The 2171-nt window shown below is 40.2% G+C and carries 1 protein-coding gene and 1 pseudogene; both read left to right on the forward strand.

The features are described 5' to 3' along the window. The first annotated feature begins 548 nt into the window (after positions 1-548). Positions 549-1649 carry an Ig-like domain-containing protein gene (locus tag Q1A70_RS19585; protein WP_299695628.1) on the forward strand — a complete coding sequence of 367 codons (1101 nt, stop codon included), beginning with the start codon at positions 549-551 and terminating at the stop codon, positions 1647-1649. 164 nt (positions 1650-1813) lie between these two features. After that, positions 1814-2056 (forward strand): annotated as a pseudogene (locus Q1A70_RS19590) (IS6 family transposase); the annotation flags it as partial. Positions 2057-2171 lie beyond the last annotated feature (115 nt).

Here is a 2171-nt window from a genome sequence, read left to right on the forward strand (position 1 = left end):
AAACTCAGTGCATTGTTTAAGAATTAGGCAACTATGGACCAGGCATGTCTTCTATCTGAATTAAGCAACAAAACCGATCCAAGTATGAAATGAATCAGATAGAGAATATTCACTCGAATTTCAGTGATTCGATGGATGGGCTTACTTCTATTCATAAAAAAATCTGGATTTTAAGGTTTATTTCCGGCCAGAAAATGTTCATGAAAACCCCGTGCGTAAGCCTCTTCCTGATTCAGTGTTGTGATTCATGCCAAGGTGCACCCAAATCTTTCTCTCTGATAGATGCTCGAATCTTAGCTTATTCCATTAATCATTGCTACAATGATTAAGCTGTAATCTTCGTTGATAAGCCTTTGTGTTTGTTTTGATGCGTTTCTGATACACTCCTTAAGGGCGTTGGGGGTATATTTCTTAACAGTCTTTTTACGTACTGGAAATTTGCCTTCGAAAATATAGATGAGTCACTCACTGTTGCATATGACAATATTTCATAAGGCGCGTTGAAATTATCATCCCTACCTTTCAGTTTCAAAACCCATTGAATTATTATGAATAAACTATTTAAAACCCTAATTTCAATAGTTTTTTTTCCACTATTGATTATATTAACCGGTTGTGATTCAGCAGATGCTGTCCCTGAACCAAGTGTAAAATTAAAAAGTATCAGAATCACAGCTTCACCGATAACAACATTAGGCGTGGATCAACTGACGCTTGCAGCAGGTAATAAACAGCCCTTTGAAGCAGTTGGTCACTACTCTGATGGTTCATTTCAAACATTGACGGGGTTAAGTCTGAATGATTGGCATACAACCGACCTAGATACAGGTTACTTTAACACCCCTGGTATGTTGGTTGGCGGTGATAGCCCTGGCATAGTGGAGATAACCGCCACAAAAGATGGCATTACCAGTAATACGGTGAGTGTCAATGTGACAGCAGCGGTGATTACTGCCATTCAAGTTACCCCTGCAATGGTCAATGTCGCCATAGATCTGACTCAACAGTTAACCGCAGTGGCCACGTACAGTGATAACTCATCATCAGATATCTCCAATTCTGCGATATGGACATCAGACGATATAAATACAGCAACAGTAACGCCAGAAGGTTTACTATCAGGTGTCACTATTGGTTTGGTAAACGTAACTGCCACGCAGGACGGAACTATCAGTAATATAGTGAACGTGGATGTGTGTGCTGACTTAGCAGATGCATGTGTTGATATTTTCGATACAGGTGGCGGTAAGTTATTTACCAACTCACCATCAGCGGCTTACTTAGATAGCATTGGTGGCAGTGCAACAGATGATATCCATAATGAAGGTGGAAGTTACGGCCCAGCTGGAGACTTCTACTTATTTAACTGGAATAGCGCAAATGCACTGTGTGCTACCTACAACGCCAATAGTGTCGGTGGACGAACTAATTGGCGCTTAGCAACACTAGATGAGTTAAAAGTGGAGCTGTTCGATGCATACGACAGTATGTTTATCGCGCGCGGCTGGCCGACTAGATACTTCTCTTGGTCGGTGACACCAGAGAATTCTTACTATTATTACTATTATTACGTGAATCTCTACTTTGGTTATATCCTAAGCAACGAGACGAGTTTCAAGCTCTACGCATCCTGCGTCTCAGAGCTTTAACGTTTTAAGGACCCAATTTATTATATAGAGTAGATCATCGACATTTGTATCGAAAGTGTCGATGATCTACTCTTTTCGGCTTTGTTGCGTAATTCGGTTCTGTCGCAAACTTTGAACGTTTTAGGTAAGATTCGCTTAATTTCCACTCATGATACTGATTCTTAATGTTTAAAGGTTGCCACTTTCCCTCAGAAGTTATTCTCGAAACCGCACGTTATTATCTCGCCTATAAGCTCAGTTATCGTGAAATCGAAGAGATACAATTAGAGCGTGGAGTCATTGTTGATCACGCTACTATCAATCGTTGGGTTATCAAATTTACACCAGTATTAGAGCATAGAGCTAGGTGTAGAAAAAAGCCGGTGTCTGACTCGTGGCGTATGGATGAAACCTACATCAAAGTAAAGTTATCAGAACGAAATTGCCTTTTATTCTGCGATCAAAAGTAAGCGTCTTTAAATCGACTCATTCAATCCTTTCAATAAACGTCGTAACCTTTAACTTTGATCGTTAAAGGTACTC

Source organism: uncultured Vibrio sp. (assembly GCF_947488985.1).
Taxonomy (GTDB): Bacteria; Pseudomonadota; Gammaproteobacteria; order Enterobacterales; family Vibrionaceae; genus Vibrio.